The organism is Pseudomonas sp. S3_B08 (assembly GCF_054667725.1).
Window position 1 is genome coordinate 638,147 of sequence record NZ_CP162750.1, and the last position, 25,419, is coordinate 663,565.

24 protein-coding genes are annotated in these 25,419 nt (G+C 59.0%); 17 read left to right on the top strand and 7 right to left on the bottom strand.

The features are described 5' to 3' along the window. The first annotated feature begins 35 nt into the window (after nt 1–35). From odhB to brnQ, 5 genes are all read left to right on the top strand, one after another. Nucleotides 36–1,262, top strand: a complete 1,227-nt coding sequence (gene odhB / locus AB4N73_RS03020) for a 2-oxoglutarate dehydrogenase complex dihydrolipoyllysine-residue succinyltransferase (RefSeq protein WP_024012151.1) — start codon at nt 36–38, stop codon at nt 1,260–1,262. 108 nt (nt 1,263–1,370) lie between these two features. Further along, nucleotides 1,371–2,807, top strand: coding sequence for a dihydrolipoyl dehydrogenase (gene lpdA / locus AB4N73_RS03025; RefSeq protein WP_016773678.1), 1,437 nt, complete (start codon nt 1,371–1,373; stop codon nt 2,805–2,807). A gap of 182 nt (nt 2,808–2,989) precedes the next feature. Further along, nucleotides 2,990–4,156, top strand: a complete 1,167-nt coding sequence (gene sucC, locus AB4N73_RS03030; protein WP_016773679.1) for an ADP-forming succinate--CoA ligase subunit beta — start codon at nt 2,990–2,992, stop codon at nt 4,154–4,156. Beyond that, nucleotides 4,156–5,040, top strand: a complete 885-nt coding sequence (gene sucD / locus AB4N73_RS03035; protein WP_016773680.1) for a succinate--CoA ligase subunit alpha — start codon at nt 4,156–4,158, stop codon at nt 5,038–5,040. The genes sucC and sucD overlap by 1 nt, the downstream gene beginning before the upstream one ends. A 482-nt stretch (nt 5,041–5,522) precedes the next feature. After that, entirely contained in the window at nt 5,523–6,836 is a 1,314-nt protein-coding gene (brnQ, locus tag AB4N73_RS03040) for a branched-chain amino acid transport system II carrier protein (RefSeq protein WP_016773681.1), read from the top strand. A gap of 95 nt (nt 6,837–6,931) precedes the next feature. Here brnQ and AB4N73_RS03045 read toward each other — a convergent pair whose 3' ends face one another. Beyond that, complete coding sequence (locus AB4N73_RS03045) at nt 6,932–8,161, bottom strand: NHL repeat-containing protein (protein ID WP_236169133.1); 1,230 nt, start codon at nt 8,159–8,161, stop codon at nt 6,932–6,934. Nucleotides 8,162–8,393: 232 nt separating this feature from the next. Between AB4N73_RS03045 and AB4N73_RS03050 the strand changes: the two genes are divergently transcribed. Together AB4N73_RS03050 and AB4N73_RS03055 are read left to right on the top strand one after the other, a co-directional pair. Further along, nucleotides 8,394–9,131 (top strand): DUF599 domain-containing protein, encoded by a 738-nt coding sequence (locus AB4N73_RS03050; protein ID WP_016773682.1) that lies wholly within the window; start codon nt 8,394–8,396, stop codon nt 9,129–9,131. Further along, nucleotides 9,131–9,532, top strand: coding sequence for an MAPEG family protein (locus tag AB4N73_RS03055; RefSeq protein WP_056783897.1), 402 nt, complete (start codon nt 9,131–9,133; stop codon nt 9,530–9,532). The genes AB4N73_RS03050 and AB4N73_RS03055 overlap by 1 nt, the downstream gene beginning before the upstream one ends. 62 nt (nt 9,533–9,594) lie before the next feature. Here AB4N73_RS03055 and AB4N73_RS03060 read toward each other — a convergent pair whose 3' ends face one another. Then, entirely contained in the window at nt 9,595–9,831 is a 237-nt protein-coding gene (locus AB4N73_RS03060) for a hypothetical protein (RefSeq protein WP_007959016.1), read from the bottom strand. Between the two features lie 158 nt (nt 9,832–9,989). Between AB4N73_RS03060 and AB4N73_RS03065 the strand changes: the two genes are divergently transcribed. The 4 genes from AB4N73_RS03065 to AB4N73_RS03080 all read left to right on the top strand — a co-directional run bounded on the left by AB4N73_RS03065 (nt 9,990) and on the right by AB4N73_RS03080 (nt 13,700). Next, nucleotides 9,990–10,466 carry a PaaI family thioesterase gene (locus AB4N73_RS03065; RefSeq protein ID WP_252877703.1) on the top strand — a complete coding sequence of 159 codons (477 nt, stop codon included), beginning with the start codon at nt 9,990–9,992 and terminating at the stop codon, nt 10,464–10,466. After that, the gene (locus AB4N73_RS03070) at nt 10,463–10,915 is read left to right on the top strand and encodes a PaaI family thioesterase (RefSeq protein WP_041479556.1); all 453 of its coding nucleotides are present in this window, start codon (nt 10,463–10,465) and stop codon (nt 10,913–10,915) included. Before AB4N73_RS03065 ends, AB4N73_RS03070 begins: the two co-directional genes overlap by 4 nt. Nucleotides 10,916–10,997: 82 nt before the next feature. Further along, the gene (gene htpG, locus AB4N73_RS03075) at nt 10,998–12,902 is read left to right on the top strand and encodes a molecular chaperone HtpG (protein WP_150741309.1); all 1,905 of its coding nucleotides are present in this window, start codon (nt 10,998–11,000) and stop codon (nt 12,900–12,902) included. A 69-nt stretch (nt 12,903–12,971) separates the two neighbouring features. Next, nucleotides 12,972–13,700 carry a dienelactone hydrolase family protein gene (locus AB4N73_RS03080; protein WP_095180749.1) on the top strand — a complete coding sequence of 243 codons (729 nt, stop codon included), beginning with the start codon at nt 12,972–12,974 and terminating at the stop codon, nt 13,698–13,700. A gap of 458 nt (nt 13,701–14,158) precedes the next feature. On the opposite strand, the gene AB4N73_RS03085 is transcribed toward AB4N73_RS03080, so the two are convergent. Together AB4N73_RS03085 and AB4N73_RS03090 are read right to left on the bottom strand one after the other, a co-directional pair. Beyond that, nucleotides 14,159–15,025: a pirin family protein gene (locus AB4N73_RS03085; protein WP_252883397.1), complete on the bottom strand. Its 867-nt coding sequence runs from the start codon at nt 15,023–15,025 to the stop codon at nt 14,159–14,161. 61 nt (nt 15,026–15,086) lie between these two features. Next, nucleotides 15,087–15,503 (bottom strand): OsmC family protein, encoded by a 417-nt coding sequence (locus AB4N73_RS03090; RefSeq protein WP_305382469.1) that lies wholly within the window; start codon nt 15,501–15,503, stop codon nt 15,087–15,089. A gap of 129 nt (nt 15,504–15,632) precedes the next feature. Here AB4N73_RS03090 and AB4N73_RS03095 point away from each other — a divergent pair, with 129 nt between their 5' ends. Beyond that, nucleotides 15,633–16,679 carry an amidohydrolase family protein gene (locus tag AB4N73_RS03095; protein WP_431078382.1) on the top strand — a complete coding sequence of 349 codons (1,047 nt, stop codon included), beginning with the start codon at nt 15,633–15,635 and terminating at the stop codon, nt 16,677–16,679. A gap of 138 nt (nt 16,680–16,817) precedes the next feature. Next, complete coding sequence (locus AB4N73_RS03100; RefSeq protein ID WP_460142904.1) at nt 16,818–18,443, top strand: methyl-accepting chemotaxis protein; 1,626 nt, start codon at nt 16,818–16,820, stop codon at nt 18,441–18,443. A 240-nt stretch (nt 18,444–18,683) separates the two neighbouring features. On the opposite strand, the gene AB4N73_RS03105 is transcribed toward AB4N73_RS03100, so the two are convergent. From AB4N73_RS03105 to purM, 3 genes are read right to left on the bottom strand one after another with little or no spacing between them, the layout of a single operon-like run. After that, a complete protein-coding gene (locus AB4N73_RS03105; RefSeq protein ID WP_056783915.1) occupies nt 18,684–19,397 on the bottom strand; it encodes a DUF3108 domain-containing protein in 714 nt (237 codons plus the stop codon). A gap of 8 nt (nt 19,398–19,405) precedes the next feature. Beyond that, on the bottom strand, nt 19,406–20,056 hold the full coding sequence (gene purN, locus AB4N73_RS03110) for a phosphoribosylglycinamide formyltransferase (protein ID WP_041479550.1): 651 nt from the start codon (nt 20,054–20,056) through the stop codon (nt 19,406–19,408). Then, a complete protein-coding gene (gene purM / locus AB4N73_RS03115; RefSeq protein WP_016773695.1) occupies nt 20,056–21,114 on the bottom strand; it encodes a phosphoribosylformylglycinamidine cyclo-ligase in 1,059 nt (352 codons plus the stop codon). Before purM ends, purN begins: the two co-directional genes overlap by 1 nt. A gap of 373 nt (nt 21,115–21,487) precedes the next feature. On the opposite strand from purM, the gene AB4N73_RS03120 reads away from it, so the two are divergent. The 4 genes from AB4N73_RS03120 (at nt 21,488) to AB4N73_RS03135 (ending at nt 25,374) form a co-directional block, all read left to right on the top strand. Beyond that, the gene (locus AB4N73_RS03120) at nt 21,488–22,546 is read left to right on the top strand and encodes a DUF2066 domain-containing protein (RefSeq protein WP_460142905.1); all 1,059 of its coding nucleotides are present in this window, start codon (nt 21,488–21,490) and stop codon (nt 22,544–22,546) included. A 34-nt stretch (nt 22,547–22,580) separates the two neighbouring features. Continuing rightward, nucleotides 22,581–23,654: an AI-2E family transporter gene (locus AB4N73_RS03125; protein WP_016773697.1), complete on the top strand. Its 1,074-nt coding sequence runs from the start codon at nt 22,581–22,583 to the stop codon at nt 23,652–23,654. A gap of 206 nt (nt 23,655–23,860) precedes the next feature. After that, nucleotides 23,861–24,565 carry a DnaA regulatory inactivator Hda gene (gene hda, locus AB4N73_RS03130; RefSeq protein WP_007919828.1) on the top strand — a complete coding sequence of 235 codons (705 nt, stop codon included), beginning with the start codon at nt 23,861–23,863 and terminating at the stop codon, nt 24,563–24,565. A 191-nt stretch (nt 24,566–24,756) separates the two neighbouring features. Then, nucleotides 24,757–25,374 carry a C40 family peptidase gene (locus tag AB4N73_RS03135; protein WP_016773699.1) on the top strand — a complete coding sequence of 206 codons (618 nt, stop codon included), beginning with the start codon at nt 24,757–24,759 and terminating at the stop codon, nt 25,372–25,374. The last annotated feature ends 45 nt before the right edge of the window (nt 25,375–25,419 follow it).

The window sequence follows — 25,419 nt, forward strand, 5'->3', positions numbered from 1 at the left end:
GCTGACTGAAACCGAATTTTAAGGACCCACAGATAATGGCTATCGAAATCAAAGCCCCGTCATTCCCGGAATCGGTTGCCGATGGCACCGTTGCCACCTGGCACAAGAAACCAGGTGAGGCCGTCAAGCGTGACGACCTGATCGTCGACATCGAAACCGACAAAGTCGTGCTCGAAGTGTTGGCTGAAGCAGACGGCGTGCTGGGCGCAATCGTTGCCGAAGAGGGCGCTACCGTTCTGTCGAACCAGGTCCTGGGCTCGATCGAAGAGGGCGGCGCTGCTGCTGCCGCTCCTGCCGCCGCTGCCGCTCCGGCCGCTACTGCCGCTGCCGCACCAGCTGCTGCCGATGGCGAAGATGACCCGATCGCCGCTCCTGCCGCGCGCAAGCTGGCTGAAGAGAACGGCATCAACATCGCTTCCGTTGCCGGCACCGGCAAGGGCGGTCGTGTGACCAAGGAAGACGTGGTAGCAGCAGTTGCTGCGAAGAAAGCCGCTCCGGCTGCCGCGCCTGCCAAGGCTGCTGCTCCTTCGGCTGCTGCGCCTGTGTTCGCTGCCGGCGACCGCATCGAGAAGCGCGTACCGATGACTCGCGTACGTGCCACCGTGGCCAAGCGTCTGGTTGAAGCCCAGTCAAACATGGCGATGCTGACCACGTTCAACGAAGTCGACATGACCGAAGTCATGGCGCTGCGTTCGAAGTACAAGGACCTGTTCGAGAAGTCCCACAACGGCGTACGCCTGGGCTTCATGTCGTTCTTCGTGAAAGCGGCCACCGAAGCGCTGAAACGCTTCCCGGCTGTCAACGCGTCGATCGACGGCGGCGACATCGTTTACCACGGCTATGCGGACATCGGCGTTGCCGTTTCCAGCGACCGTGGCCTGGTGGTACCGGTTCTGCGTAACGCCGAGCTGATGAGCCTGGCTGAAATCGAAGGCGGCATCGCAACATTTGGCAAGAAAGCCCGTGACGGCAAACTGTCGATGGACGAGATGACCGGTGGTACCTTCACCATCACCAACGGTGGTACCTTCGGTTCGATGATGTCGACGCCGATCGTCAACCCGCCGCAGGCAGCGATTCTGGGCATGCACAACATCATCCAGCGTCCGATGGCCATCAACGGTCAGGTCGTGATCCGTCCGATGATGTACCTGGCTCTGTCCTACGATCACCGCCTGATCGATGGCAAAGAAGCTGTGACCTTCCTGGTGACCATCAAGAACCTGCTGGAAGATCCGGCTCGTCTGTTGCTGGATATCTAAAAAGCAGCTGCAAGCTTTCAGCTACAAGCCTCAAGCTCAGGGCGAGCGGGTGGGCTTGCAGCTTGGAGCTTGCGGCTTGTAGCTTTATTGCTAAAGAGGATTTTTTGAATGTCGCAGAAATTTGACGTAGTAGTGATCGGTGCCGGCCCTGGTGGCTATGTAGCGGCCATCAAGGCTGCTCAGTTGGGCCTGACCACTGCCTGCATCGAGAAGTACACCGACGCAGAGGGCAAGCAAGCCCTGGGCGGTACCTGCCTGAACGTAGGTTGCATTCCTTCCAAGGCGCTGCTCGACAGCTCGTGGAAATACAAGGAAGCCAAAGAGAGCTTCAACGTTCACGGTATCTCGACCGGCGAAGTCAAAATGGACGTCGCTGCGATGGTTGGCCGCAAGGCTGGCATCGTCAAGAACCTGACCGGCGGCGTTGCCACCCTGTTCAAGGCCAACGGCGTTACTTCGATCCAGGGCCACGGCAAGCTGCTGGCCGGCAAGAAAGTCGAAGTCACCAAGCCGGACGGTTCGGTTGAAGTCATCGAAGCGGAAAACGTCATTCTCGCGCCAGGTTCGCGTCCGATCGACATTCCACCGGCTCCGGTTGACCAGAAAGTCATCGTCGATTCGACTGGCGCTCTGGAATTCCAGTCCGTACCTAAACGTCTGGGCGTGATCGGCGCTGGCGTGATCGGTCTGGAACTGGGTTCGGTATGGTCGCGTCTGGGTGCAGAAGTGACTGTTCTCGAAGCACTGGACACTTTCCTGATGGCAGCGGACACCGCCGTTTCCAAGGAAGCGCTGAAAACCCTGACCAAACAGGGCCTGGACATCAAGCTGGGCGCTCGCGTTACCGGTTCGAAAGTCAACGGCGAAGAAGTCGTCGTCAACTACACCGATGCCAACGGCGAACAGACCATCACTTTCGACAAGCTGATCGTAGCCGTTGGTCGCCGTCCGGTGACCACTGATCTGCTGTCTGCCGACTGCGGCGTGGAAATCGACGAGCGCGGTTTCATCGCGGTCGATGACCATTGCGTCACAGCTGTACCGGGCGTCTTCGCCATCGGTGACGTGGTTCGCGGCATGATGCTGGCCCACAAGGCTTCGGAAGAAGGCATCATGGTTGTCGAGCGCATCAAGGGCCACAAGGCTCAGATGAACTATGATTTGATCCCTTCGGTTATTTATACTCACCCGGAAATCGCGTGGGTGGGCAAAACCGAGCAGGCGCTGAAGGCCGAAGGCGTTGAAGTCAACGTCGGCACCTTCCCGTTCGCCGCTTCCGGCCGTGCCATGGCTGCCAACGATACCGGTGGTTTCGTCAAGGTCATCGCCGATGCGAAGACCGACCGCGTATTGGGCGTGCACGTGATTGGCCCGAGCGCTGCAGAACTGGTTCAGCAGGGCGCGATCGGTATGGAATTCGGCACCAGCGCTGAAGACCTGGGCATGATGGTTTTCTCCCATCCGACCCTGTCCGAAGCCTTGCACGAAGCTGCTCTGGCAGTGAATGGCGGCGCCATTCACATTGCCAACCGCAAGAAGCGTTAAGACATAATAAGAAACCACGGCGGCAACGGCCCGTCGTGAGCCTTGCGAGCAAGACTCACCGCGGAATGTCCGCCGGACGCAGTCTTGCGTAGCCCAGCTACGCAAGCAGCAGTCACAGGTGGCGCGGCACTCAAACGAGCGCAGCGCCGAATGCGCAGTACCTAACGAAGACGGTAAAAAGCATGAATCTTCACGAGTATCAGGGTAAGCAGCTGTTCGCTGAATACGGCCTGCCAGTTTCCACTGGTTACGCAGTAGACACCCCGGAAGCAGCAGCAGAAGCTTGCGACAAAATCGGCGGCAACGAGTGGGTCGTCAAAGCCCAGGTTCACGCCGGTGGTCGCGGTAAAGCGGGCGGCGTAAAGCTGGTTCGCAGCAAAGAAGACGCCAAAGCCTTCGCACAGCAGTGGCTGGGCAAGCGTCTGGTGACTTACCAGACTGACGCCAATGGCCAGCCAGTCACCAAGATCCTGGTTGAATCGTGCACTGATATCGCTAAAGAGCTGTACCTGGGCGCTGTCGTTGACCGTTCGAGCCGTCGCATCGTGTTCATGGCTTCCACCGAAGGTGGCGTGGACATCGAGAAAATCGCTCACGACACTCCAGAAAAAATTCTCAAGGCCACTATCGATCCACTGGTTGGCGCTCAGCCATCCCAGGGTCGCGAGCTGGCATTCCAGCTGGGTCTGGAAGGCAAGCAGGTCACTCAGTTCGCCAAGATCTTCGTAGGTCTGGCCAAGCTGTTCAAAGACCACGACCTGGCTCTGCTGGAAGTAAACCCGCTGGTGATCAAGGCTGACGGCGATCTGCACTGCCTCGACGCGAAGATCAACATCGACGCCAACGCCATGTACCGTCAGCCTAAGCTGAAGGCTTTCCACGATCCGTCGCAGGACGATCCGCGCGAAGCGCACGCTGCCAAGTTCGAACTGAACTACGTAGCGCTGGAAGGCAACATCGGCTGCATGGTCAACGGTGCCGGTCTGGCCATGGGCACCATGGACATCGTCAACCTGCATGGCGGCAAGCCAGCCAACTTCCTCGACGTAGGTGGTGGCGCTACCAAGGAACGCGTTACTGAAGCGTTCAAGATTATCCTGTCCGACCAGAACGTCGCGGCAGTACTGGTCAACATCTTCGGCGGCATCGTTCGTTGCGACATGATTGCCGAAGGCATCATCGGCGCCGTGAAAGAAGTCGGCGTGAAAATCCCGGTTGTTGTTCGCCTTGAAGGCAACAACGCTGAGCTGGGCGCTAAAGTACTGGCAGAAAGCGGTTTGAACATCATCGCTGCTACCAGCCTGACCGACGCTGCTCAACAAGTTGTCAAAGCTGCGGAGGGCAAATAATGAGCGTCCTGATCAATAAAGACACCAAAGTTATCTGCCAGGGTATTACCGGTTCGCAAGGTAGTTTCCACACCCAGCAAGCCATCGAATACGGCACCAAGATGGTTGGTGGCGTAACTCCGGGCAAGGGCGGCACCGAGCACCTGGGTCTGCCAGTGTTCAACACCGTAAAAGACGCAGTAGCTGCCACTGGCGCTACCGCCAGCGTGATCTACGTTCCGGCTCCGTTCTGCAAGGACTCGATCCTGGAAGCGGCATTCGGCGGCATCAAGCTGATCGTCTGCATCACCGAAGGCATTCCTACCCTGGACATGCTGGACGCCAAAGTTAAGTGCGACGAGCTGGGCGTAGTCCTGATCGGCCCTAACTGCCCAGGCGTGATCACCCCAGGCGAATGCAAGATCGGCATCATGCCAGGTCACATTCACTTGCCAGGCAAGGTCGGTATCGTTTCCCGTTCCGGCACCCTGACCTACGAAGCTGTGAAGCAGACCACTGACGCCGGTTTCGGTCAGTCGACTTGCGTCGGCATCGGTGGTGACCCGATCCCGGGCTCGAACTTCATCGACATCCTGAAGCTGTTCCAGGAAGACCCGAAGACCGAGGCGATCGTGATGATCGGCGAGATCGGCGGTTCGGCTGAAGAAGAAGCGGCTGCCTACATCAAGGCTAACGTGACCAAGCCGGTTGTTTCCTACATCGCTGGTGTGACTGCTCCTCCGGGCAAGCGCATGGGCCATGCTGGCGCAATCATCTCTGGCGGCAAAGGCACTGCAGACGAGAAATTCGCTGCGCTGCAAGACGCAGGCGTAAAAACCGTGCGTTCGCTGGCAGACATCGGCAAGGCCCTGGCCGAGCTGACTGGCTGGGAAGTGAAGAAGTAAGCTTCGGCTGACTTTTTAGCTCCAGCAACAAAGGCCACCTTCGGGTGGCCTTTGTCGTTCCTGGCGTATGAGAATTTTGAGAGCTGTAGTGGCGAGGGGATTTATCCCCGCTGGGCTGCGAAGCGGCCCCCATGCTAGCGACCATGATCAGTCAGGCAGTTCCAGCTCGGATTCTTTGGGACTGCTGCGCAGTCCAACGGGGATAAATCCCCTCGCCACAGGTTCGTTGTGATGAATACAGGTTCTCTGTATGAAAAATAGATATGTAAACGCGACACTGAAACGTCGCGTATCGGATAGTTCGCCCTCTAACAGTGCGTTTGTCAGCCAAATTCGTTAGGCTGGCAGCCATTTTTGCGTCCGCCGCCCACAAGGCAGCTACGCGCTTTAAGGGTCAGTCCCATACGGATCGACAGCATTTCCCTAATCCAACAGGGCAATCCCCCTCTAAATTCCGATTTCAGTAGTGTGGTATTACCTTAATGAAAGTTTTGAAAGGTCAGGACATCCTGGCACTTGGTTTTATGACGTTTGCCCTGTTTGTCGGGGCCGGTAACATCATTTTCCCGCCGATCGTCGGCTTGCAGGCCGGACCTCACGTCTGGATGGCCGCACTGGGTTTCCTGATTACCGCCGTTGGTTTGCCGGTGGTCACCGTGGTGGCGCTGGCCAAGGTCGGCGGTGCGATGGATGCGTTGAGCAGCCCTATCGGCAAGATCGCTGGCGGTATCCTCGCGGCGGCATGCTACCTGGCCGTGGGTCCGCTGTTCGCCACCCCGCGTACCGCGACCGTATCCTTCGAGGTAGGTCTGGCGCCATTGACCGGCGAAAGCCCGCTGGCGCTGTTCCTCTACAGCTCGGTGTACTTCCTGCTGGTGTTCTTCATTTCGCTCTACCCTGGGCGGTTGCTGGATACCGTTGGCCGCTTCCTCGCACCGCTGAAAATCATTGCGCTGGCAGTACTGGGCATCGCCGCGTTCGCCTTGCCGGCGGGTGACATCGGTCACGGCACACCGGAATATGTGGCGGCACCGTTTTCTCAGGGCTTCATCAATGGTTACCTGACCATGGATACCCTCGGCGCACTGGTATTCGGCATCGTTATCGTCAACGCGATCCGCTCCCGTGGCGTCGAGTCGCCGGCGCTGATCACCCGTTACGCGATCATTGCCGGGCTGATTGCCGGCGTGGGTCTGGCACTGGTCTACGTCAGCCTGTTCCGCCTCGGTTCCGGCAGCCATGAAGTCGCGGTCGGCGCCACCAACGGCGCGGCGGTGTTGCATGCCTACGTGCAACACACCTTCGGTTCGCTGGGTAGCGGTTTCCTTGCGGTGCTGATCTCGCTGGCGTGTCTGGTCACGGCGGTCGGTCTGACCTGTGCCTGTGCTGAATACTTCAGCCGTGTGCTGCCACTGTCCTACAAGACGCTGGTGATTATCCTCGCGGCGTTCTCGCTGCTGGTCTCCAACCTCGGTCTGACCAAGCTCATTGCGTTCTCGATTCCGGTACTCACCGCGATCTACCCGCCGTGCATCGTTCTGGTCGCACTGAGCTTCTGCAAGGATTTCTGGCATGAGCACGGGCGCATTCTTGGCCCGGTGATGCTGGTTTCCTTCGTTTTCGGCACCATCGACGCCCTGAAAGGCGCTGGTCTGGCCGACTGGATGCCAACTCAGCTGACCCATCTGCCGCTGAGCGAGCAAGGGCTGGCATGGCTGGTGCCATGCGTGATGACCCTGGTGGTCGCCGTGGTCTGTGATCGCCTGCTGGGCAAGCGCAGCGAAGTCACTGCCTGACGTGATGTGACCCGCCACAAGCGGGTCAGGCACGGTTAAACAGAAATGCCCCGTATCAATCGATACGGGGCATTTTTTATCAGAGCTGATAATCCTCAACCCAGATAACGTACGACCAGAGCTCCCACATTGACGTTGTCGCTGTCACGGCTCAGGAGTATTCGCTTGTCGGGCTGCACTGCCACCGAGATCCATTGCATACCGGGCCCCATAGAGTGAGTAACGTATCCCTTGCCGTCCCCAAAGGTTGTGTCCAGTTCACCCGTTGCCAGATAGCGGCAGGCAAGCATTTGCTCCCTGGTTATTTGCCCTGTACTCCCCACCACAACCAAACCATCTTCAGGTTCCCCACTTAGATCGAACAAAGTGCAACCGTCGGTTAATCCAAGATCAGTGACAACAGGCTTACCCTGATTGAATGCGAGATTTGGTCTACCGTTCGGGTTGTACGCGGCCATCATTGCTTTGCGTCCTTTCCCCCAAACGTCGTTGGGGGATGTGTCTACCTGGCCAGCAACAAAGAAGCTGCCGTCAGCACGTAACATCAGGCTTCGTACGCTGACCGGGTAATCCGATGGAATGTAGACGGTCCCGGTGCCATCATCGCCGAAGTCTTTATGGGGCGTTCCATCGACGTTCAGGCGCACAATCTTCCCTTCTCCAGCCCTCGAACCTGCAACTGTGATTACTCCATCCTCTGCTACTGAAATCGAAGCAATGCCCATTGCAAGATCCAGCCAGCCTTTGTTGTTGAAAGCGGTATCGAAATCTCCATTCTGATCAAGTCTGAACAGTCGGTCGCTTTGACCGACGAGTATTTTTTCATCAGCAGTCAGTACTAACCTGGTTCTGGATTGCGACGTGATGGAAGCTTCCGGTTTTGGCAATTGCGATTCGGACTGTGGCAGGAAAGGGACGTAAACCGTCCCATCGGGACCGAAATCGCGATCTCTTTCACCATCAGCGAAGAATCTGGCAAGCGCAAATCGAGTTCCTTGGTCCTCATCATATTGATACCCAAAAAGCAGCGCCTTGCCGTCTTTATAAAGACAGGCGCCAGTTCCGCTGGCTTGTCCCGAACCTGTAAACGTACCTACGATCAAACCGTTTTCGTTGAAGCCAGTATCGTTAGTACCGTCCGCGAGTAATTGCGCCAAATGAAAACTGACTTTGCCCTCTACAACAGTTTGTCCCACGAGAAGGATCTTTCCATCCGGGCGCAAGCCTGCGATTTTCAAAGCCTGGCTTCCCGTAGCAAATGACTCGGCGTACCCCCGGTTGCCAAACGTTGTGTCAATGGGCAGCGCAGCGTTCAAAGGTCTCATGCTCAAATCCTTGTCTGATAGGGGAGCGGTCAGTGTTCCCGTTTGAGAAAACGACCTTATGCCTCGCCATACCCTCGGCGCTACTGTCAGAGTTGACAGGTATAAGCCTCTGAAAACTGATAGCTGCGGTCTATTTTGAATAAATTTGACTCTTCAATGAGCGTGTCTTTTTACGAGCCAACACGTCGAAACGAAGGGTTCCCTCCATCATTCCTCTTGCTCAGGACAACGAATGTCGTTCATCCAAGCCAATCTGATCCACTTGCTCGCCGCCGTCTGGTTTGTCGTCTGCTGGGGCGGTTACACCCGTTATGCCACCTGGAAGGCCCGTGATACGGCGTGTCTGGCCAGCGTGTTGCACCTGTACCGCGAAGACTGGATGCGCCGCATGCTGCTGCGTGACAACCGCATCGCCGATGCCAGCGTGATCGGCAATCTGGAACGCAACGCGTCGTTCTTCGCCTCCAGCACGCTGATCATCCTCGCCGGTATCCTCACCGTGCTCGGTGCGTCCGACCGAGCCGTATCGTTGTTGGCGGATATTCCGATGGTGCAGCAGGCGTCGCAGGGCATGTCGGAGATCAAGTTGCTGTGTCTGGCACTGGTGTTCGTCTATGCGTTCTTTACTTTCAGTTGGTGCATGCGCCAATACAACTTCGCGGCGATTCTGGTCGGGTCGGCGCCGATGATCGGTGAGCGCCAAGTGACCGAGCAGGAACGCAAGGCCTTCGCTTCGCGGGCGGCGCGGGTGATTTCGATGGCGGCCAACCAGTTCAACTTCGGCCTGCGTTCTTATTACTTCGGCATGAGCATGCTGGCGTGGTTCGTCAGCCCGTGGCTGTTCATGATCATGAGCGCGGGAGTCGTGGTGGTTTTGTATCGCCGCGAGTTTCATTCCGACGTTCTCGATGTCATGGTCTATACCCCTACAGAGGCGCCCGTCCCTGAGGCGAACAAAGAGGCTGTTTGATGAGTATTCCGTTCTGGTGTGTGTTTATCAGTGCTTTATTGATCTATGTGGCGCGTATGCCGGTGGCCAAGGCCATGAAAGAGCAGGGCGGGTATGACAATCACTTGCCGCGGCAGCAGCAGGCGCAGTTGACTGGCTTCGGTGCGAGGGCGCTGGCGGCCCATCAGAACAGCATCGAAGCCTTCATCCTCTTCGCCGTCGGCGTGCTGATGGCGCATACCACGCAAACCGCGGGTTGGCTGATCGATGCGCTGGCGATCATCTTCGTGATCTCGCGGATTTTCTATCTGTGGTTCTATCTGGCCGATCTGGCGAAGTTGCGCAGCCTGATGTGGCTAGTTGGCTTCATCTGTTCGCTGTTGCTGATGATTAGTCCGACTTTTAGAACCGTGTTGCTCTAACCGGTAAATCGCAGGCAAAAGAAAACCCGCACTTGGCGGGTTTTCCTTTCACACCACAAAGCTTATTGCTTTTTGGCGGCTTCTTCTTGAGCAGCGGCGTTCGATTCAGCCTGAGCTTTGGCAGCTTCGGCGTTTTCTTTTGCTGCGTCGTTCACTTTATCCTGAGCTTTGTTCATGTCTTGCTGAGCTTGCTCAGCATGTTGGTTTGCATCTTGAGCTTTGTCCTCGGATTTTTTATCGCAGGCAGCGAGACCGAGGGAAGCGGTCAACATCAAGGCAATAGCTAAAGTCTTACGCATGGGGTGTATCTCCTTATGGAAAATAACTACTGGCCTTAAGAACTCGGCGCTACGGGTTAAGTTCCTCAATTGTTTCAGATATATAAGTTTGTTTTATCACGGAACTTTTGCCGCTTTTCTCAATACTGGCACAAGGCCCAAACGCGAGTAATTATCACATGGCCGAAAACCCCGTTTTTGAGCGCGCGACGCGCTTTTTATCGGCATTGCGCCACTGTCAGGTCCTCGGTCTGCAGGTGCACAGTGCCTCCAGCGAAGGGCTGATGGTGATCCTGCCGTACAGCGAAAAAATCGTCGGCAATCCCGAAACCGGAGTCATCCACGGCGGTGCCATCACTTCATTGATGGACACCGCCTGCGGCATGTCGACACTGTGCGTGCTGCCGGAGTTCGAAGTCTGTCCGACCCTCGATCTGCGCATCGACTACATGCACGCCGCTGAACCGCATAAAGCGGTGTACGGCTTTGCCCAGTGCTATCGCGTCACCACCGATGTGATCTTTGCCCGTGGTTTTGCCTACCAGGACGATCCCGAGCAACCGATTGCCCACGTCGTCGGCACATTCATGCGCATGGGCATCGGCCTGAAGGGCAGCAAGGGTTTCGCGGGCGCGATCAAGGGAGCGAGCCAATGAGCAACGATCTCAGGGAGCAGCTGCAACAGGCCCACGCGCAGGGCGATTACACGCCGCTGCTGGCGTTGATTCCTTATGCCGGGCTGATCGGTATCGAGTGCTCGCGAGTCGGCGATGAGTTGCTGTTCAAGCTGCCGGCGAACAAGGACAACATTGGTAACCCTTTATTGCCGGCGATCCACGGCGGGGTAATTGCCGGCTTCATGGAGCTGGCCGCAGCCCTGCATCTGCTGATTTTCACCGGCACGCCGGGTGTGCCGAAGATCATCGATTTTTCCCTCGATTACCTGCGCGCCGGGCAGTTTCGCGACACGTGGGCCAGGTGTCAGGTCTGCCGTCAGGGGCGTCGCGTGGCCAACGTTGCGGTCACGGCGTGGCAGAGCACCGAGGGCGAACCGATCGCCACCGCCCGCGCGCACTTCAAAATTGATGAGCCCTTGAAATCCTGAACAGCGCCCCCAACTCAGATGACAACCCGCCGCAGACCATTTCGGGTCGCGGCCACTGCCATCTGATTGGAGTTTGATGACCATGAGTGTGGAAACTCAAAAGGAAACCCTGGGCTTCCAGACCGAGGTAAAGCAGCTGCTGCACCTCATGATCCATTCGCTGTATTCGAATAAGGAAATTTTCCTTCGCGAATTGATCTCGAACGCCTCTGACGCTGTCGACAAGCTGCGCTTCGAAGCCCTGGCCAAGCCGGAGTTGCTCGAAGGTGGCGCTGACCTGAAAATCCGTGTGAGCTTCGACAAGGACGCCAAGACCGTCACCCTCGAAGACAACGGTATCGGCATGAACCGTGACGATGTGATCACCCACCTGGGTACCATCGCCAAATCCGGCACCGCCGATTTCATGAAAAACCTGTCCGGCGATCAGAAGAAAGATTCGCACCTGATCGGCCAGTTCGGTGTCGGCTTCTATTCGGCCTTTATCGTCGCCGACAAGGTTGATGTATACAGCCGTCGCGCCGGCACTGCCGCCAGCGAAGGCGTGCACTGGTCGTCGAAAGGCGAGGGCGAGTTCGAAGTCGCCACCATCGACAAGCCAGAGCGCGGTACCCGCATCGTCCTGCACCTGAAATCCGGTGAAGACGAATTCGCGGATGGCTGGCGTCTGCGCAACATCATCAAGAAGTACTCCGACCACATTGCTTTGCCGATCGAACTGCCGAAGGAAGTCACTCCGGCCGAAGGCGAAGAGGCTCCGGCCGTTGAATGGGAAACCGTCAACCGCGCCAGCGCCCTGTGGACCCGTCCGCGCACTGAAGTCAAAGACGAGGAATACCAGGAGTTCTACAAACACATCGCTCACGACTTCGAGAATCCGCTGTCGTGGAGCCACAACAAGGTTGAAGGCAAGCTCGAGTACAGCTCGCTGCTGTACGTGCCGGCCCGCGCGCCGTTCGACCTGTACCAGCGTGAAGCGCCGAAGGGCCTGAAGCTTTACGTGCAGCGTGTGTTTGTAATGGATCAGGCCGAGTCGTTCCTGCCGCTGTACCTGCGCTTCATCAAAGGCGTGGTCGATTCCAACGACCTGTCGCTGAACGTGTCGCGTGAAATCCTGCAGAAAGACCCGATCATCGATTCGATGAAAACCGCGCTGACCAAGCGTGTGCTCGACATGCTGGAAAAACTGGCGAAGAACGAACCTGAGCAATACAAGGGCTTCTGGAAAAACTTCGGTCAGGTCATGAAAGAAGGCCCGGCAGAAGATTTCGCCAACAAAGAGAAAATTGCCGGTCTGCTGCGTTTTGCATCGACCCAGGGCGACGACGGCGAGCAGATTGTCGGTCTGGCTGACTACCTGGCCCGCGCCAAGGAAGGTCAGGACAAGATCTACTACCTCACCGGCGAAACCTACGCGCAGGTCAAGAACAGCCCGCACCTGGAAGTCTTCCGCAAGAAAGGCATCGAAGTGCTGCTGCTCACCGATCGCATCGACGAGTGGCTGATGAGCTACCTCAGCGAATTCGACGGCAAGACTTTTGTCGACGTGGCGCGCGGTGACCTCGATCTGGGCAACCTGGACTCGGAAGAGGACAAGAAAGCCGCAGAAGAAGTCGCCAAGTCCAAAGAGGGTCTGGTCGAGCGCCTGAAAACTGCGCTGGGTGATTCCGTGGCTGAAGTTCGCGTGTCCCATCGTCTGACCGACTCGCCGGCCATTCTGGCCATCGGCGAACAGGATCTGGGTCTGCAAATGCGCCAGATTCTCGAAGCCAGCGGGCAGAAAGTCCCGGATTCGAAGCCGATCTTCGAGTTCAACCCGAGCCACCCGCTGATCGAGAAACTCGATGGCGAGCAGAGCGAAGAGCGTTTTGGCGATCTGTCGCACATCCTCTTCGATCAGGCCGCCCTGGCGGCGGGCGACAGCTTGAAGGATCCGGCCGCTTATGTGCGCCGGCTGAACAAGCTGCTGGTTGAACTGTCGGTTTGATCACGTTGTAGGAAAAACCCGCTTCGGCGGGTTTTTTCATTCTGGTGTTTACACAATCAGGAGTCAGAAATGAGCCAAGTCACTGTACGTTCCGTGGTCTATCAGATTGACGGCCAGACCTACGAAGGTCGCCTGGCGTTCGACGCCGAGCACAAGGGCGCGCGCCCGGGTTTGCTGATGGCGCCGAACTGGATGGGCGTCAGCGCCGGTGCTGAAGACATTGCCAAAACGGTGGCGGCCGAGGGCTACGTGGTGCTGATCGCGGATGTCTACGGCCAGAGCGTGCGTCCGCAGAACGCTGATGAGGCGCTGGCAGCGATGATGCCGCTCAAGGACGACCGCGCGCTGTTGCGCAAACGTCTGCAAGTGGCATTTGAGCAATTGCAGAGCCAGGGCGAAGCGGCAGTGGATACCTCGAAACTGGCGGTGTTCGGTTTCTGCTTCGGTGGTTGCTGTGCGCTGGATCTGGCCCGCACCGGCGCGCCGGTAAAAGCGGCGGTGTCGTTCCACGGCACGCTGGATTCGCCGAACCCGGCGGATGCGCAGAACATCAAGGGCTCGGTGCTGGTGCTGCATGGCGCGTCCGATCCATTGGTGCCGAAAGAGCAACTGCCAGCGTTCGAAGATGAAATGAACGCGGCGAAAGTCGACTGGCAACTGCTCAGCTACGGCGGCGCGGTGCACTCGTTTACCGATCCGCACGCCAATGTGCCGGGTAAGATGATGTACGACGAAAAGACCGCCAAGCGCGCGTTCAAGTCGATGCATGATTTGCTGGATGAAGTGTTCAACGGCTAAAAGCGAAAAGCCCCTCACCCTAGCCCTCTCCCGGAGGGGAGAGGGGACTGATTGAGGGTTGCTCGGGAGTGGCGTCGACCTGAACGTGAATAGGCGAATCCATAATCGCCGAGACTTTTCAGGTCGATGTATAACGCAAGACGCCTCGGTCGGCTCCTTATCCCTCTGGGATAGGCGACTGATTGAGGGTTGCTCGGGAGTGACGTCGACCTGAACTTGAATAGGCGAATCCATAATCGCCGGGATTTTTCAGGTCGATGTATAACGCAAGGCGCCTCGGTCGGCTCCCTATCCCTCTGGGATAGGGGACTGATTGGGGGTTGCTCGGGAGTGGCGTCGACCTGAACGTGAATAGGCGAATCCATAATCGCCGAGACTTTTCAGGTCGATGTATAACGCAAGACGCCTCGGTCGGCTCCCTCTCCCTCTGGGAGAGGGCTGGGGTGAGGGTAAGCGGCCTAGCGCGGTAGTTCGATCCGCTCGACTTCCCCCGGCACCGTCGGCCAATCCCCGGCCGCCCACTTGCGCCGTGCCTCATCAATCGCCGCCGGATCGCTTGCAACAAAATTCCAGTTGATCCGTCTCGGCCCGTCCAGTGCCGCGCCGCCGAACACCACCGCGTGTACATCGGTTTCGGCAAACAGGCTCATCTCTTCGCCGGCTGGCAACACCACCAGCGCATGCGGCTCGATCGCCTCGCCATTCAACTGCGCATCCCCGCTCAACACATACACCGCGCGTTCTTCATGCTCGGCCGGAATCAGCAATGTGGTCGCGGTCTGCATCTTCACTTCCGCATACAGCGTAGGAGAAAGCACCGGCACCGGCGATTCCAGGCAAAAGCCTGACCCGGCAATCATGCGAATCTGCACGCCGAGGTTATCGCTGACCGGCAACGTCGCTGCCGGGTGATGACTGTAATGCCCCGGGCCTTCTTCGTGTGCCTTGGGCGAGGCCAGCCAGACTTGCAGGCCGTGCAGGGTGAAGGTCTCGGCAAGCAGTGGCGCAGGCGTACGCTCGACGTGGGCGATGGCGCTGCCAGCGGTCATCCAGCTGACATCGCCGGCGCCGACCACCTGATCGGAGCCCAGACTGTCTTTGTGCTGCAATTGCCCTTCGAACAGATAGGTAAGTGTCGACAGGCCAATGTGCGGATGCTGTCGGATATCCATGCCTTTACCCGTCGGATAAATCGTCTCGAGCATGTGGTCGAAAAACACGAAAGGCCCGACGTTGCGGCATTTGGCTGACGGCAGCGGGCGCAGAATCGGCTGGCCTTCGACGTCTTCGGCGCGCGGGCGGATGATCAGGAGTGGCGTGTCCATGGTGCATTCCAGGCTGAGCGGGTGATGCCAGAAGCATAACCCGCCGCTGGCATTGGGAGGATTATTGGCTGTCAAAGCCTTGTGGTGCGTGGGTTTCGATGCTGACTTCACTGGTGGTCATCAGCTTGTGGATCGGGCAGCGATCGGCCACGCGCAGCAGTTCCTCGCGCTGGGCGTCAGTCAGCACGCCTTTGAGCGTCAGGGTGACATGCAGGGCGTATTTGCCTTTCTGTTCCTGGCTGTTGTCGCGCTTCACTTCGACTCCCACGCCGGTCAGCGGGATGTCTTTTTTCTTAGCATACATTTTCACGGTCAGCGCTTTGCAGGCGCCCAGCGCAGCGTCGAAGTAATCGTGTGGCTCTGGCGCGGTGCCTTCACCTCCGGCGGCTTTCGGTACATCGGCAAACAATTCGTGGTCGTCGATCTGGACGGTGTGACGAAAACCTTCGGCGGAGACGGTATTGACGGTAACAGTCATGGAAACCTCACAGGCGGCAGGAGAAATCGTTCGATCAAAGCAGACCTTGCAGTTATAGAGCATTCCCGGCAGTGGGCGTTCCGCTTTTCAGCAGGGATGAACCCTTGTCGTTCGGGCGCGGTCTAGGCTATGCCCATCTGCCGGAGATTACTTGTGTCCTTGTCTCGTCTGAGTCTTGCCTGTCTGCTGCTGTTCGCTGGCAGCGCCAGTGCCCGCGAATACACCTACAGCGATGCGCACCTGCATTACGTGGATTTTTTCCAGGAAAGCGCCGGCATGCAGAAATTGCTCACGGCCATGAAGGACAATTCCATCGAGCACGTCATGATTTCCGGCATTCCCGTGGCGAAGAAATGGCACGAAGACGAACCCAAGCGCCCGCGTTATTACGCCGGTGATGACGCCGATGCCTATTGGTACAGCGCCACCGATGTGATCATTGCCGATGCGGTGGAAAAACTTGCGCCGGAGCAGCGCCAGTACTTTCATCCGTTCCTGTCCGGCTTCAATCCCAATGACAAGAATTCCGCCGCGCACATCCAGCGCATGCTCGATCTGTATCCGGGGTTGTGGCAGGGCATCGGCGAGGTGTTCACCCGACACGATGACCTGACCGCGCTGACCTCCGGCGACACGCCTCGAGCGAACAACGAGGCAATGACCAAGATCTATCACCTCGCTGCGGAAAACGATCTGCCGGTGATGCTGCACTCCAACATCACCTCCAAGCGTGAGAAAAATCCGCTGTACCTGAAGGAAGTCGAAGAGCCGCTGCGCAATCATCCGCACACGCGATTCATCTGGGCGCATGCCGGCACCAGCGCCGAGATCCATCGGCATCAGACCCAGTTGCCGTTTCTCCTGGCAACCCTGACGCGCATGCTTGAGGCTTATCCGAATCTGTTTATCGACCTGTCGTGGAGCATGCTCACGCCGTATCTGCTCGACGAGCAGGGCAAGCCGCGCGCCGAATGGCTGGCGCTGGTGGAAAAGTATCCCGAGCGCTTCATGCTCGGCTCTGACGTGGTAGGACGGTTCAATAAGCTCGGTCAGGAAATGCACAGCTACAAGCCGTTTCTCGATGCGCTGCCGGAAGGGGTAGCGCGCAAAGTCGCGCGGGATAACTTCCTGGCGATATTGCCGCGCAACACTGGTAGACCCGCCGGTCCGCGCTGAAACGTCAAAGCCATGAGTTCGGACTAGCCGCTCGTTTGCCTATCGCTTTTTCGTCTTACGCAATTTCACGGCAATGCCGATACCTTCTAAAGCAACCCGCTGCAGGCTGATGCAGCGCTTTTGGAAGGAGCCAGAGTGATGAATATCCGTAGTCTCAATATTGCCCCGCGCGCCGGTCTCGGTTTTGGCCTGCTGGCCCTGATGGTGTTTGCCCTCGGGGCGTTCGCCTTGCTGCAAATGTCGAACATGCGTGCGCAGTCCGATGAAGTCGACAACAACTGGCTGCCAAGCGTGATGGCGGTCGGTGAAATGAGTCAGGACATGCTGCGCCTGCGTGCGCTGACCATGCGCCTGTTGCTCAACCGTGACCCCAAGGCACTGGAGCAGAATGCCGCCAAGCTCGACGAACTGCGCAGTGGCTTGAGCGAAGCGCAGCAGCGTTATGACGGTCTGATCGTGCTGCCTGAAGAGCGCGTATTGTTCGAACGCTTCAAGGGCACCGAGCACAAATACCTTGAGCTTCAGGCACAAGTCCTACAGCTGTCGGCGCAGAATCGGGTCGCTGAGGCTGCGACGATTCTCAATGATCAGATGAGCCCGCTGGCCGATGAAATCGCCGCCACTTTGCGTGAGCTGGTCGAGTTGAATAAACAGAATGCCGGTCTGGCCACTGAGGCCGCGCGGCTGGTGTTCAAGCAATCGCGGCTATGGGTCGCAGTAATGATCGCCATGGCTGCGCTGATTACTGTCGGCCTGGCGTTGCTGCTGACGCGCAGCATTGTCGTGCCATTGTCGCAATCGCTCAGCGTGGCCGAGGTGGTGGCCGGTGGGGATTTGACCGGTGACATTCACATCACTGGCAAAGACGAGCCGGCGCGTCTGCTGCAAGCGTTGAAAAGCATGCAGCACAATCTGCGCGACACGATCCGGCGCATCTCCGAGTCGTCAACGCAGTTGGCCTCGGCAGCCGAAGAACTCAGCAGTGTCACCGAAGACGCCACTCGCGGCCTGCATCAGCAGAGCCAGGAAATCGAACAGGCCGCCACTGCGGTCAACCAGATGACAGCAGCGGTGGAAGAGGTGGCGAACAACGCCGTGGCCACGTCCGAAGCCTCCCGCGAGTCCGACCGCATCGCCCGGCAAGGGCGCGAGCAAGTGCAGCAGACGGTGACGTCGATCGAGTTTCTCGCTGGCGATGTCACCAATAATGCCGCGCAGGTCGAGGCGCTGGCGCAAAAGGTTCATGGCATCAGCAAAGTGCTGGACGTGATTCGCTCGATCGCTGAACAAACCAATCTGCTCGCCCTCAACGCCGCGATCGAAGCCGCGCGCGCCGGTGATGCCGGGCGTGGCTTTGCAGTAGTGGCAGATGAAGTGCGGGCGCTGGCGCATCGCACCCAGCAGTCGACCCAGGAAATCGAGCAAATGATCGGCGGGATCCAGCAGGGCACCGATTCAGCGGTCAGTTCGATGCAGCAAAGCAACTCAAGGGCGCGCTCGACCCTCGAGCTGGCGAAGAGCGCAGGCTCGGCCCTGGAGGAAATCGCCTCAGCGTTTACCTTGATCAACGAGCGCAATCTGGTCATCGCCAGCGCCTCGGAACAGCAGGCAGCGGTGGCGCGGGAGGTGGATCGCAACCTGATGAATATTCGTGATCTGGCGATGCAGACATCGGCTGGGGCCAATCAGACCAGTGCGGCGAGTCAGGAGTTGTCGAAGTTGGCGGTGGATCTGAACGGGATGGTGGCGCGGTTTTCGGTGTGAGTTTGACCTTCAAAAGCCCCTCACCCTAACCCTCTCCCGGAGGGAGAGGGGACTAATCGTGCGATGCTTTGGAATCCATATTCGACTCGGTTTCTCAGGTCGATGGTTAGCGGCAGACACCTCGGTCGGCTCCCTCTCCCTCGGGAGAGGGCTGGGGTGAGGGGTAGGGCCGCCGCGCAGTATCATCGAACAGATAAACAAAAGCCCCGCATTCGCGGGGCTCTCTGTTCTTGCGACGGATCAGCTGCCTTTGACAGTCTTACCGTTGACCGTACCGTCCTGGAGCATGATGTTGTACTCCTTGCCGTCAGTCTCGACCTGTTGCAGGCGCACCAACAGGTAATCCCAATCCTTGGCGAACCACAGCACGGTGATGCGCTTGCTTTGCGTCGGGTCGCGCACGCGCTCGACCTTGATCGCATCGATCTGGCCGGCCTTGGTGTCGACCTTTTCCGAACCCAGCACGCGGAAGTCGTAGGTATCGACTTCGCCATCATCAACCACCTGATAGCTCATGCTTTTCTTGCCGGCGGCAACGTCGTGCTGCAGCGCCAGTTGATAGGTCGACTTGTCGACCATGCCACGGTTCAGCGGGATCTTCACCGCGTCGCCACGGTCGGTGCCGGTCACCAGTTTATTGGCCCAGTCGAAGTCCAGATCAGCTTTTTTCGCTTTGCCCAGACCACCACGTTCAAAGTGGTAGGACTGCGGCAGCAAGGTGTCCTTGTCCAGCTTCAGGGTGCTCTCTTCAGTCAGGCTGGCGATCATCATCGAGGCCTTGAAGCTGAGCTTCCAGACGCCGTCGGCTTCCTTGGTCAGACTGCGTTCGGCGGTGCCGCTCATGGGCAGCTGCTTCCAGTCGGCGGTGTAGCTGGCGGAGAACGGTTGAAGGTCCGCTGCCTGCGCGAAGGGCAGGGCGAGCAGAGCGCAAGCGAAGAGCAGGGCGCGACGCATAATATCTCCTAGTGTCGAATCAAGTGGCCGCTGGCGGCGAGTGGCTGACCGTCGAGTAAAGCACCCTGGTCACCGAGTGTCAGCCTGCCTTCGGCAAACCAGCGTACTGCCATCGGATAGATCAGGTGTTCCTGGGCGTGGACTCGTTGCGCCAGACTTTGCGGCGTGTCGTGCAACTCTACCGGTAATACTGCTTGTACGACCAGTGGTCCGCCATCGAGTTCCTCGGTGACGAAGTGCACGGAGCAGCCATGTTCCGTATCGCCGGCCTCCAGCGCGCGCTGATGAGTGTGTAACCCTTTGTATTTGGGCAGCAGCGACGGGTGGATGTTGAGCAGGCGACCCTGGTAGTGACGCACGAAATCAGCGCTGAGAATGCGCATGAAGCCGGCCAGTACCACGAGTTCGGGGTTGAATTGGTCGATCAGTTCGATCAGCGCGGCATCGAAGGCCTCGCGGCCCTCGAATGCCTTGTGATCCAGCGAGCGTGTGGCGATACCCGCGTCGCGGGCGCGTTGCAGGCCGTAGGCGTCGGCGCGGTTGGAAATCACCGCAGCGATGCGGACCGGGCTGTCGCCGGTCCGCGTGCTGTCGATCAGAGCCTGCAAGTTACTGCCGGTGCCGGACAACAGCACCACGACATCACAGGACTTTGGCATCAGTGAGCCTTGAGGTTCTTCAGCTCGACCTGCGCAGCGCCTTCGGCGGCCACGGCGATCTGACCGATGACCCAAGGCTGCTCGCCGGCGTCACGCAGGGTGTTCAGGGCCACTTCGACGTGCTCCTGAGCCACGCAGATGACCATGCCGACGCCGCAGTTGAGCACGCGGTGCATCTCGGTTTCATCAACGTTGCCTTTCTCCTGCAGCCAGTCGAATACGGCCGGGCGAGTCCAGCTGGCCACGTCAACCACTGCTTGCGCGCCTTTTGGCAGTACGCGCGGAATGTTGTCGAGCAGGCCGCCACCGGTGATGTGGGCCATGGCCTTGACCGCGCCAGTGTCCTTGATCAGCTTGAGCAGTGGCTTGACGTAGATGCGGGTCGGGGCCATCAGCAGGTCGGTCAGCGGTTTGCCGTCGAGCTGGGTGTTTTCGATGTCGGCGCCGGAGACTTCGATGATCTTGCGGATCAGCGAGTAGCCGTTGGAGTGCGGGCCGGACGATGGCAGGGCGATCAGGGCGTCACCGGTGGCGACTTTCGAGCCGTCGATGATCTCCGCTTTTTCCACGACGCCGACGCAGAAGCCGGCCAGGTCGTAGTCTTCGCCTTCGTACATGCCTGGCATTTCAGCGGTTTCGCCGCCAACCAGCGAGCAGCCCGACAGTTCGCAGCCAGCGCCGATGCCGGTGACAACCTGGGCAGCGGTGTCGACGTTCAGTTTGCCGGTGGCGTAGTAGTCGAGGAAGAACAGCGGCTCGGCGCCGCACACCACCAGATCGTTGACGCACATGGCGACCAGGTCGATGCCGATGCTGTCGTGCTTGTTCAGGTTCAGCGCCAGACGCAGCTTGGTGCCGACGCCGTCGGTGCCGGAGACCAGCACTGGCTGCTTGTAGCCGGCCGGGATTTCGCAGAGGGCGCCGAAACCGCCCAGGCCGCCCATGACTTCCGGGCGCGCAGTGCGCTTGGCGACGCTCTTGATGCGTTCGACCAATGCTTCACCGGCGTCGATGTCTACACCGGCGTCCTTGTAGCTCAGGGAGGGTTGCTTGCTCATGATCCAGGCCTTTAGGGGAGGGGATTCAGGGGGTAACGACCGAGTTCAGCGGGAACATCGAACTCGATGGGCGATCGCCTCACGCGAGTTTCGAGGGGCCCGGCTGTTGCCGGTCTGCGAAGGCGCGCGATTTTATCAGGCTTGAGGGGCAGCGGCCATCCTCGCACCGACGGGCAGGGCCATATCGGCGGAAATTTTTTGCAATCGCAGCGTATGACTGCCTGTATAAGGTGTGGCGATTAACCGTCTATCGTTAGGACTGTGCAAAAACTTACCGCCACCGTGTGAATGTTTTGCAAGAGGTGGGGGTCACAGCCTTGCTCAACCGGTTCACGCGGCGTGTTCCAGCCGCTCCTGTCGACGGGAATTTTCCATGCGTTTTTGTAAATTGTTATTTGTAGGCTGCCTGACGCTGGTCAGCCTGGCGAGCCATGCCGAAAACCTCAAAGGTCTGTATCAGGTGCGTCAGCCGGTCAACGGCCAGGCGCCGGAAGAGCGCGATCGCGCCACGCAGGCAGCGCTCGATACCCTGGTGCTGCGCCTGACCGGCGACCCGAAAGCCGCGCAGAGCCCGGGGCTGGCGCCGATCCGCAAGGACCCGCAGCAGATCATCAGCCAGTTCGGTTTCGATGCCGGGCCACCGGAAGTGCTGAAAGTCGATTTCGATCCGGCAACCACCGAGCAGGCCTTGCGTCGGGCCGGGTTGCCGGTGTGGGGCGCCAGTCGACCGTCGATCCTCGGCTGGTGGCTGAACGATTCAACTGAAGGTGCGAGCCTGGTCGGTGACGGTCAGGCCGCAGCCTCAGCGTTGCGCACGGCCGCACAACATCGCGGTTTGCCACTGCGCTTGCCGCTGGCTGATCTCAGCGAGCAACTGGTCGCCACCGCACCTGCGCTGGAAAGCGCTGACCCCGCGCCCTTGCGCAGTGCTTCGGAGCGCTACAACGCCGACGCCTTGCTGGCGGTGCATGCCCGCGAAGAGGGCGGACAGTGGCAGGCAAAATGGCGCTTGTGGCTCGGTGATCAGAAAGAGGCCGGCAGCGTGCAGGGCGCCGATCAGGCTGCGGTTGCCGATGCGGTGATGCTGGCTGTGGCCGAGCGTCTGGCGCCGCGATTTGTCGCCAAACCCGGCGCATCGGGTCAGCAGACCCTGGAAGTGCAGGGCATGAATCTGGAGCATTATGCGGCGCTGCTGCGGTTACTCGAACCCTTCGGCGTGCGTCTGCAAAGCGTGCAGGGCGATCGGATCGTCTATCGGGTCAATGGCAGCGCCGATCAGTTGCGCGCGCAATTGTCGCTGGCGAAGTTGCAGGAGCTGCCGGCCGAAGCGCCGGCCCCGGTGGCGCCTGCCCAGCCAGCGGCGGATGGTACGCCTGCGGTGGCAGCGCCAACCCCGGCAGCGGCGGCACCGTCGTTGCGGTTTCGCTGGTAAGTCTTTCCTTATATAGAAGCATCAGGAGTGGTAAATGGCCGATACGCGGCGTTGGTTCTGGCTCGGTGGGGTAGTCCTGCTTTGCGCGTTTGTATGGTTGCTGCACCCGATCCTCACGCCGTTTCTGGTCGCGTTGTTGCTGGCTTATCTGTTCGACCCGCTGGTGGATCGTCTGGAGCGGCTTGGGCTGTCGCGAACCTGGGGCGTGATTGCCGTGTTTGCCTTGTTCACCTTGATCGTCACGGCGTTGCTGCTGGTGCTGGTACCGATGCTCGCCAAACAGTTGCTGCGTTTGTACGAGCTGGCGCCGCAGATGCTCGACTGGTTGCAGCACACCGCTGTGCCGTGGGCGCAAGCGAAACTGGGGCTGTCGGACGGCTTCTGGAAGTTCGATAAAGTCAAAGCCGCGATCAGCGAGCACATGGGTCAGACCACCGACATCGTCGGCGTGGTGTTGAGTCAGGCAACGGCCTCGAGCCTGGCGCTGATCGGCTGGCTGGCAAATCTGGTGCTGATCCCGGTGGTGAGCTTCTATCTGTTGCGCGACTGGGACGTGATGATGGGCAAGATCCGCAGCCTGCTCCCACGTGATCGCGAAGAGCGCGTGGTTGCGCTGGCGGGCGAGTGCCACGAAGTGCTCGGCGCGTTTGTGCGCGGGCAGTTGCTGGTGATGGTTGCGCTGGGCGTTATCTACGCCGCCGGCCTGATGATCGTCGGTCTGGAGCTGGGGCTGTTGATCGGCCTGATTGCCGGGCTCGCGGCGATCGTGCCGTACATGGGGTTTGTCATCGGCATCGGCGCGGCATTGATCGCCGGGTTGTTCCAGTTCGGTGGCGATCTGTACCCGATGGTCGGGATTGTCGCGGTGTTCATGGTCGGTCAGGCGCTGGAAGGCATGGTGCTGACGCCGCTGCTGGTCGGGGATCGGATCGGCCTGCACCCGGTGGCGGTGATCTTCGCGATTCTCGCGGGTGGCGAGCTGTTCGGTTTTACCGGCGTGCTGCTGGCGTTGCCAGTGGCGGCGGTGATCATGGTGCTGGTGCGTCATGTCCACGACTTGTATAAGGATTCCGGGATCTACAGCGGCGTTGACGAACCTGAGTTGTGATGGCGCGGGCCGCCCGGCGCTTGGCCGGGCTGGTCCGTTTCGTTCGAGCGAGGGCGCCAGAGAATCTGTCATCAAACCGCTGCGTCAACGCAAACCTTTGATTTTGCTTGGGGTCTGTCGCATTGTGCGCTCAGCCTCACGGGTATAAACTTCGCCAACTTTACACAGAGGCCACTAACGGTTCCTTTGAGAACTGTTCAGTCAGCATGAAACCGATTCAGCTGCCCCTAGGTGTGCGTCTGCGTGACGACGCCACCTTCATCAACTACTACCCAGGCGCCAATGCCGCTGCACTCGGCTATGTCGAGCGTCTCTGCGAAGCCGACGCCGGGTGGACGGAGAGCCTGATCTACCTGTGGGGCAAGCACGGCGTCGGGCGCACGCATCTGTTGCAGGCCGCGTGCCTGCGCTTCGAGCAGATGGGCGAACCGGCGGTGTATCTGCCGCTGGCCGAGTTGATGGACCGCGGCGTGGAAATCCTCGACAACCTTGAGCAGTACGAACTGGTCTGTCTGGATGACTTGCAGGTGATTGCCGGCAAGGCCGACTGGGAAGAGGCGATGTTTCATCTGTTCAATCGTCTGCGTGACAGCGGCCGACGCCTGCTGATCGCCGCGTCCACTTCGCCGCGCGAATTGCCAGTGAAGCTGGCCGACCTGAAATCGCGCCTGACCCTGGCGCTGATCTTCCAGATGCGCCCGCTCTCCGATGAAGACAAATTGCGTGCGTTGCAATTGCGCGCATCCCGTCGCGGTCTGCACCTGACCGATGAAGTCGGGCACTTCATTCTCACTCGCGGCACGCGGAGCATGAGCGCGCTGTTCGATCTTCTCGAGCAGCTTGATCAGGCGTCCCTGCAAGCGCAACGCAAGCTGACCATTCCCTTCCTCAAGGAAACTCTTGGCTGGTAGTAGTGGGCTTTTGCCAGCTTTCAGGCGCCAGAAAACCCGCGTCCCTGCGCCGATTCACCGGCCAGACGAGTTACGCGCTTAGATGTAAACGCGAAACCGGGAAGTCACATAAAGTTCGATTGAATTTGCAAATGAGGACGATAGCGGGCATAGTCTCGGCTTCTTTACAACTATCAGCCACGGTCGTGCCCATGCTAAAGCGCTTCGCACCCCTCGTGCCTCTCGCACTCGTTACCCTGTTATTCGGTTGTGCTGCTCATTCTCCGGTTCAAGAGCCGCCGCAACAGGTCAAGAATTCTGCTACCGCCCAGTCTTCCGTTATTTACCAGGAAGAGCTGGACACCGAAAAAGAACTCAACCAGTTCAACGGCAGCAAGCCTTATCAGCTTCCTGTACTGGCTGACAGCATCCTCGAACGCGGCATGTCCCTGATCGGTACTCGTTACCGTTTCGGCGGTACCTCTGAAGCCGGTTTCGATTGCAGCGGTTTCATCGGTTACCTGTTCCGCGAAGAGGCGGGCATGAACCTGCCGCGCTCCACTCGCGAAATGATCAACGTTGATGCGCCCCTGGTTTCGCGCAGCAACCTTGAGCCGGGTGATCTGCTGTTCTTCGCCACCAATGGTCGTCGCGGTCGTGTCAGTCACGCCGGCATCTACCTGGGTGACAACCAGTTCATTCACTCCAGCAGTCGTCGCAGCGGCGGTGTTCGCATCGACAGCCTGGGTGACAGCTACTGGAGCAAGACCTTCATCGAAGCCAAGCGTGCACTCGCCATGGCGCCGACCGTGGTCACCGCTCGCAAGTAAGCGCGATGTCGCTGCGTTCGCGGCGACAAAACGGCACGGCAACGG